General features: G+C 61.5%; 6 protein-coding genes and 1 pseudogene. 4 read left to right on the forward strand and 3 right to left on the reverse strand.

The window, feature by feature from the left end:
• Window positions 1-13: 13 nt before the first annotated feature.
• Window positions 14-970 carry a Nudix family hydrolase gene (locus ACLIIZ_RS20050; RefSeq protein WP_416695278.1) on the reverse strand — a complete coding sequence of 319 codons (957 nt, stop codon included), beginning with the start codon at window positions 968-970 and terminating at the stop codon, window positions 14-16.
• Window positions 967-1,848, reverse strand: a complete 882-nt coding sequence (locus ACLIIZ_RS20055) for an ATP-binding protein (protein ID WP_416695280.1) — start codon at window positions 1,846-1,848, stop codon at window positions 967-969. Before ACLIIZ_RS20055 ends, ACLIIZ_RS20050 begins: the two co-directional genes overlap by 4 nt.
• 45 nt (window positions 1,849-1,893) lie before the next feature.
• On the opposite strand from ACLIIZ_RS20055, the gene mltA reads away from it, so the two are divergent.
• The 4 genes from mltA (at window position 1,894) to ACLIIZ_RS20075 (ending at window position 7,131) form a co-directional block, all read left to right on the forward strand.
• Window positions 1,894-3,108, forward strand: coding sequence for a murein transglycosylase A (mltA, locus tag ACLIIZ_RS20060; protein WP_416695283.1), 1,215 nt, complete (start codon window positions 1,894-1,896; stop codon window positions 3,106-3,108).
• 153 nt (window positions 3,109-3,261) lie between these two features.
• Window positions 3,262-4,464, forward strand: a complete 1,203-nt coding sequence (locus ACLIIZ_RS20065; protein WP_416695285.1) for an ammonium transporter — start codon at window positions 3,262-3,264, stop codon at window positions 4,462-4,464.
• 418 nt (window positions 4,465-4,882) lie between these two features.
• The gene (locus ACLIIZ_RS20070; RefSeq protein ID WP_416695287.1) at window positions 4,883-5,629 is read left to right on the forward strand and encodes a hypothetical protein; all 747 of its coding nucleotides are present in this window, start codon (window positions 4,883-4,885) and stop codon (window positions 5,627-5,629) included.
• The gene (locus tag ACLIIZ_RS20075; RefSeq protein ID WP_416695289.1) at window positions 5,626-7,131 is read left to right on the forward strand and encodes a hypothetical protein; all 1,506 of its coding nucleotides are present in this window, start codon (window positions 5,626-5,628) and stop codon (window positions 7,129-7,131) included. The genes ACLIIZ_RS20070 and ACLIIZ_RS20075 overlap by 4 nt, the downstream gene beginning before the upstream one ends.
• 96 nt (window positions 7,132-7,227) lie before the next feature.
• Here the strand turns inward: ACLIIZ_RS20075 and ACLIIZ_RS20080 are convergent.
• Window positions 7,228-7,341 (reverse strand): annotated as a pseudogene (locus ACLIIZ_RS20080) (IS5/IS1182 family transposase); the annotation flags it as partial.

A 7,341-nucleotide genomic window follows, 5' to 3' on the forward strand; every position in this document is an offset into this window, starting at 1 on the left:
CGCTTCTTCTTTCCTACCAGCCGCGCATCAGCGCAATGCCGTGGGCGCCGTGCAGGCAGGCGCTGTCGCGCAGCGTCTCGCGCATGCCGCCCAGCGCAAACAGCGGCAGCGTGTTGCCGGCGCCGCGGCGGGCGAATTCCGCCCAGCCCAGTCCCGGGTGTTCGGGGTGGGTCGGCGTCGCCATGACCGGGCCGAGTAGCGCGTAATCCAGCTCCAGCTCGCCGGCGCGGGCGATTTCCGCCGCCGTGTGGCAGGACGCGCCGACCCAGGCGAAATCCGGGCGCTCCTTGCAATCGGCAAGCCTCGCTGCGGAAAGGTGCACGCCGTCGGCGCCGCAGGCGGCAGCCAGCGCCGCGTCGTCGTTGATCACCACTGGCGCGCCGTAGCGGTGCGCCAGTTCGACCACGGCAGCGGCAAAGGCGGCGCGCGCCGTTGCCGGCAGCGTCTTGTCGCGTACCTGGACGAGCGGCGGCAGGACGTCGCTGGAACTCTGCAGGCGGCGTTCCAGGCGCGCCAGCCAGGCCGCCGGCGTCGTTTCGTCGAGCGACGAGATGAGCATCGTCTCGGGTAGCGCCAGACCTTTCAGGATCGGCCCGTTGGCCGGCAGGATGGGGGCGACGCTGGCCGCCGTGCCGCGCCGTTGCCAGTCCACCGCGCTGTGTTCGAGCGGCGCGGTGATGCCGATTTCGCCCTGCCAGGCAGTGACTTGCCAGAAATTGAGGCGCACCGTGGCGTGCGGATAGACATGCCGGCGGGTCAGCCAGGGGTGGCAGGCGGTGACGGTGATGCCGAGTTCTTCCTGCAGTTCGCGCACCAGCGCGTCGCGCACGCTTTCGCCGGGTTCGACCTTGCCGCCGGGAAACTCCCAGTAACCGGCGTAAACCTTGCCCACCGGGCGCTGGGCGAGCAGGAACTCGCTGCCGCCGGCGCGCAGCATCACCGCCGCGGCGACTTCAACGATGTCGCTCACGCGCCGCCCTCCGGCTGGCGGCCGGCGAGGTCGCGGGCGAACTGCCAGGCCACCCGGCCCGAGCGCGAACCGCGCGACAGCGCCCAGTTCAGCGCCTCGCGCTCGCTGCCGGCGATCACCGTCTCGGTGACCCCGAACTGTCGCGCCCAGTGCGCGAAGACCGCCAGGTAATCGTCCTGCGAGAAGGGGTAGAAGGAAATCCACAGGCCGAAGCGCTCGGACAGCGAGACCTTTTCCTCGACCGCCTCGCCCGGGTGGATTTCGTCGCCGACGCGCTGTACCTCGAGGTTTTCCGCCATGTATTCGGGCATCAGGTGGCGGCGGTTGGACGTCGCGTAGATCAGCACGTTGGCCGGCGGCGCCGCGACCGAACCGTCGAGCACCGACTTCAGCGCCTTGTAGGCGGTCTCGCCGGCCTCGAACGAGAGGTCGTCGCAAAAGATGATGAACTTCTCGGGCCGTCCTTCGACCAGGTCGACGATGTCCGGCAGGTCGACCAGGTCGTGCTTGTCGACCTCGATCAGGCGCAGGCCGTCGGCTGAAAATTCATTGAGCACCGCCTTCACCAGCGACGACTTGCCGCAGCCGCGGGCGCCGGTCAGCAGCACGTTGTTGGCGCCGTGGCCGGCGACGAACTGGCGGGTGTTGGCGACGATGCGCGCCTTCTGGTCGTCGACCGTCTCGATGTCGGAGAGGCGGATCGGGTGCGGGTGGGCGACGCCCTGCAGCCAGCCGCGGCCGCCGCTCTTGCGCCAGCGGAAAGCCACCGCGCCGGCCCAGTCGGGCTGTGCCGGGGGCGGCGGCAGGATGCCTTCGAGGCGGGACAGGACGTGTTCGGCGCGGTTCAGCAAACGTTCGAGTTGGGCAGGATCGATCATCGTCACAGGTATACTCGGGAAAAGTCGATCACTCTAACCAAAGCCATGTCAAAACTCCAAACCGCCATCCTCGCCGCCACCCTGGCGCTGGCCGCTTGCGCCGTGCCGCCGCGTACCGTTTCGCCGGAAGGCGCGGCCAAGGCGCCGGACTGTCCGCCTTGCGCCGAGGCCGCCGCGGAAAAGCCGGCCGCCCCGGCGTTCAGCCGGGTGTTCACGCTGGCCGCCTGGAGCGACCTGCCGGGCTGGCAGGAGGACGACCTGAGCGCCGCCTGGCAACCCTTCCTGAAAAGTTGCCAGGCGCTGCGCAGCCGCGCCGGCGGCGCCCCCTGGCAGCAGGCCTGCGCCCACGCCGCCGAGGTCGACGCCCGGTCCGCCGAGGCGATCCGCCGCTACTTCGAGAACGTCATGCAGCCCTACACGGTATCGACCGACGACCGCAGCGCCGTCGAAGGCATGATCACCGGCTACTACGAACCGCTGCTGCAGGGCAGCCGCCAGCGCGACAAGCGCAACCTTTACCCGGTGCATGGCGTGCCGGACAACCTGCTGACCGTCGAACTCGGCGACCTCTTCCCGGAACTCAAGGGCAAGCGCGTGCGCGGCCGGATCGAGGGTAACAAGGTCGTCCCCTACTGGTCGCGCGGCGAGATCGCCGCCCAGGGCAAGCGCCTGCCGGCCAGGACGCTGGCCTGGGTCGATGACGCGGTCGAACTCTTCTTCCTGCAGATCCAGGGCTCCGGGCGCATCCGCCTGCCCGACGGCAGCCTGCTGCGGGTCAATTACGCCGACCAGAACGGCCACCCCTACCGCTCGATTGGCCGCCTGCTCGTCGACCGTGGCGACCTCAAGCTGGAAGAAGCCTCGATGCAGGGCATCCAGGCCTGGGCGCGGGCCAACCCGGCGCGCCTCGACGAACTGCTCAACGCCAACCCCAGCTACGTCTTCTTCCGCGAAATGCCGGCCAGCGACGACGGCCCGCTCGGCGCACTGGGCGTGCCGCTCACCGCCGAACGCAGCATCGCCATCGACCCGCGTTCGATCCCGCTTGGCGCGCCGGTCTTCCTCGCCACCACCCGCCCCAATTCGGCGCAGCCGCTGAACCGCCTGATGCTCGCCCAGGACACCGGCGGCGCCATCCGCGGTGCGGTACGTGCCGACTTCTTCTGGGGCTTCGGCAAGGAAGCCGGCAACCTCGCCGGGCGCATGAAACAGCGCGGCCGCATGTGGGTGCTGCTGCCGCGCGGCTACCCGCTGGACTGAGGTAATGCACGATTGCGGGGCGCGTGTGCCCCGCAATGCACGATAGAGGTGCGCTTTTCAACTTGGTGCAAAATTCAATGCCCTGATTTGAAAAGAAAATAATGCACTGGAATGGTGCTTGCTTTCCAGGCCGGATTCGTTCTGGAGGTTTTCATGGATAGCTTTCATTCCGGCAGCAATGTTCTTTTCATCCTGCTCGGCGGCATCATGGTGCTCGCCATGCATGCGGGTTTCGCGTTTCTTGAGGTCGGCACCGTCCGCAAGAAGAACCAGGTCAACGCGCTGGTCAAGATCCTGACCGACTTCGCGATCTCGACCATCGCCTACTTCTTCGTCGGCTACGGCATCGCCTACGGCATCCACTTCTTCAGCGGCGTCGATACGCTGATGGAGAAGAACGGCTACGAACTGACCAAGTTCTTCTTCCTGCTCACCTTCGCCGCCGCCATCCCCGCCATCATCTCCGGCGGCATCGCCGAGCGCGCCCGCTTCTACCCGCAACTGGCCGCCACCTTCCTGCTCGTCGGCTTCGTCTATCCCTTCTATGAAGGCATCGCCTGGAACAAGATGTTCGGTATCCAGGACTGGCTGACGACCACTTTTGGTGCGCCCTTCCACGATTTCGCCGGCTCCGTCGTGGTGCATGCCATGGGTGGCTGGATCGCGCTGCCCGCCGTGCTCCTCCTCGGCGCGCGCTACGGCCGCTACACCAAGGACGGCCGGATGTCGGCGCACCCGCCCTCGTCGATTCCCTTCCTCGCCCTCGGCGCCTGGATTCTCACCGTCGGCTGGTTCGGCTTCAACGTGATGAGCGCGCAGACCATCGAGAACATCTCCGGCCTGGTCGCCATCAACTCGCTGATGGCCATGGTTGGCGGCATCCTCGCCGCGCTGGTGCTCGGCAAGAACGACCCCGGCTTCGTCCATAACGGCCCGCTCGCCGGCCTGGTCGCCGTCTGCGCCGGCTCCGACCTGATGCACCCGATGGGCGCGCTGGTCGTCGGCCTGGTTGCCGGCGCCCTGTTCGTCGTCATGTTCACGCTGACCCAGAACCGCTGGAAGATCGACGACGTCCTCGGCGTCTGGCCGCTGCACGGCCTGTGCGGCGCCTGGGGCGGCATCGCCGCCGGCATCTTCGGCAGCAAGGCGCTGGGCGGCGCCGGCGGCGTCGCCTTCATGCCGCAACTGCTGATGACCCTGCTCGCCATCGCCATCGCCCTGGCCGGCGGCTTCGCCGTCTATGGCCTGCTGAAGAAAGTCTTCGGCCTGCGCCTCGACCAGGAAGAAGAATACGAAGGCGCCGACCTCAGCATCCACAAGATCACCGCAACGCCGGAACGCGAGGCGAGCTGGTGAGGCGGTTCTGAAGGCGGAAAATCAAGTCCGTCGCAGAAAATGATTTCCGTCGGAAACTGAAACCCAACAAGGCCTGCCTGAAAAGCAGGCCTTGGTTCATTATGCAGTCAGCTCCGAACTGGGGGGGGCAGGCAAACCCTTTGGCAAGTCCTCGGCCGAAGCGGACAGCACGACAGAGTCCCGCGAAGGTCCGTTAAGCAGCGGGTACAGTCATTAATCCCGCAGCACATGGATCTTCGGGCAATCAATAGCGATGATGATTGACTTTCTCAGCCGATGCATGCGAAATCCAACCGCAGTACAATGGCAAAATTACCCCATGACTTCCTTTAAGTCCCTTCTTAGTCGGGTTCAGCACTGGCTGAGAGTTGCTTTTCCTCCTACCGCCGAGACTCAGCATGCGTAAAACCCTTTTCCTATGAACGAATTGGCACTTTTACTATGCGGCGATGGTGCAGATGGGACAGCTGGTATCGCACTTAATCAGCTTTCGAGCTCAATCAAGGGATTTTCGTCTCGTGCGGTAAGGTTTCTTGCTGACGACGCCACCGACGATACCCTAAGTTATGGACCCTTCTGTGCCCGGGTACTGCTTGAAAACGGATGTGCAGCGCTTGTTGGTCGCCTTGATTCATTTCGAATGCTGTACTTAAGCGAATTCCAAGCACAGCCAGAATACGAGTACGGCAAGCGGGTTAAGTCAGCGTTTTCCTGGACAGGGGATGTCATTCCCGATGACAAGCAAAATAATGTTCTATGGAATGCCGATCATGATCTTCCCAAAATTAGCCGGGCCTTGTTCTCAAAGCACTTTGATCATATTTTTTGGAAGCCTGCGATTTCCCGCCTTTTGGATCATGTGACGACACTCGAGCATGACCCCCTTCTGACAGATATCCTAAGTTTGGATCCGGATCGATTCATTGATGAAACCAAAGGGCGTAGCGCGCAGCTCTATTCAACCCTCTCGAAGGGCGTCCACTGGGAATTCTTTACGAGCGCACTCCTCTTCGACGAGCCGACTGTCAAAAATTCGATTCGAGAGGCAATCCTCCTTGTGACGCATCTCGGCTTGGCGTCGCACTTCGTTCATACCGCATACGCGTCTCTCGACCCAAACGTTGCAGTTGATGCATATAAAGCCATCAGAAGGCTCGTACCGTGAATAACTTTGACAACACTGAAGCCGACCCCAGCCTAATCCTAGCTGCAGAAGAGTGCCCTCCTGCCGAGTTCGAGAAAATCCACAGCTTCTCAAGTTACGATGAACTCATCATCCGGAAGTTGAGCGCTCATGGGCCCGTCCTTATTCGGGGGGGGCGTGGAAGCGGGAAAAGTGCCCTGCTGATTGAAGCTTCTCGACGGATGAAAGCTTCTACAAGCATCTTGCCCATCTACGTAAGTCTGCGCCATCTTCCGCTGCTCCAGTCTGACGGCCAAGAGTACATTGGGCACTTTTGCATACTTCTGTCACAAGCGATTCAAAAAGAGCTTCAGGAACGCAGTATCGGGCAGGACTTCCCGGCAGCGGTAGACCAAGCCTCGCTGCAGCTTGGTTTGACGACGCTAGCTCAGTCACTTGGCAAGCGGGTAGTGTTGCTGTTTGATGACGCTGCACACATTGGTCGAGAGAAGCCGCTTGAAGTGTTTTTCGATTTGTTCCGCACGATCTCAAGCAATCTCATATCCTGCAAAGCCTCGATTTATCCAGGGGTCACCAAGTTCGGCGTTCGATTTGATGTCTTCAATGACTCGACGGTAATCGACATTGGCCGATCTGATGTCTCATCGTCCCATGATTTTTTCCCTGATGTCGTGAAGGCTCGCTATCCACGCTTGGCCGAACGTTCATCCTTCTCTGATCGGCTCACTCCTTCAGAGTTTGCCAATCTACTTGGGCGAGCAGTTGTAGGAAATCTTCGTGGGTTTATCTTGGCATGTAACCGGTTTGAAGCCAAAGAAAAGATTGGCATCCCCGATCTGCAGCAATGCATGCTCGACATGGCATCGGATTACTTCTGGCCTCTGATGGAAGAGGTGGCGCCCAAGCTGGGAATCTATGAAGCCCTCATCGAGCCCGCTCGTGAGGTAATGGAGGCGATCGTGGAGCACGAAACAAAGCCTGTGAAGGCCGGTCTCCGCTCGATTGCTCAGGATCGTGTTCTGATCCATCGGCAACTTGTAAGCCAGTATCTCAAGATTTTTGAGATTCTTGAGTATCTTGGATTTGTCGCAAAGCGTGAGGCTTCACGCGCTCTCAAGTCGGGAGGTCGTGGACCAATCTATGCGGTGAATCTGTGTAGCCTGCTCGACTCAACGCCTAGCAAGCGCCTTACCTTCGAAATGGTTGAGGAGTGGGTGAAAGGAGGTAGTGAGCCCGCCGAGTTGCATGTCGCCAGTATGGGCTTCCATCACATCAAACTACCCCAACTGCCGGAAGAGACTGGTCTTGCTATCTTGGACAGAGAGATCAAGGTGCTTGGTCGGTCCTCCGCGTATCCCTACGGGTTGACCGAACCAATCATTCAGCGACTGCGTACGGCGGGTATGACCACTGTCGGAAAGCTAGCTAATGCCACGGACGATGAGTTGGACAATATCGACTATATAGGTGAAGTAAAGATAAAGATCATCCGAGACGTCGTTTTTCAGGCGATCTGGATGTAGGACCGAACGGTTGCCGCGCTCAGTCTCTTGCCGCTCGAGAAGTCACGAGGCTAGACAAGCAGGCGGGGGCATTTGTTTGCTTTCGCTAGGGCGTGTTCACATTAGCCAGATGTAAGCGCAGGCAAGTTGCAAGAATGCGTTGAAGCGCGTAGCCAGTTTTTCATAGCGAGTTGCCAGTCGGCGGAATTGCTTGAGGCGGCAGAAAAAACG

The organism is Azonexus caeni (genome assembly GCF_048146105.1).
Lineage (GTDB): Bacteria > Pseudomonadota > Gammaproteobacteria > Burkholderiales > Rhodocyclaceae > Azonexus > Azonexus aromaticus_B.

Bases quoted from the DNA above. Each gene is read 5' to 3' on its own strand.
- ACLIIZ_RS20055 (WP_416695280.1), bottom strand. From the start codon at position 1,848: ATGATCGATCCTGCCCAACTCGAACGTTTGCTGAACCGCGCCGAACAC.
- mltA (WP_416695283.1), top strand. From the start codon at position 1,894: ATGTCAAAACTCCAAACCGCCATCCTCGCCGCCACCCTGGCGCTGGCC.
- ACLIIZ_RS20065 (WP_416695285.1), top strand. From the start codon at position 3,262: ATGGATAGCTTTCATTCCGGCAGCAATGTTCTTTTCATCCTGCTCGGC.
- ACLIIZ_RS20070 (WP_416695287.1), top strand. From the start codon at position 4,883: ATGAACGAATTGGCACTTTTACTATGCGGCGATGGTGCAGATGGGACA.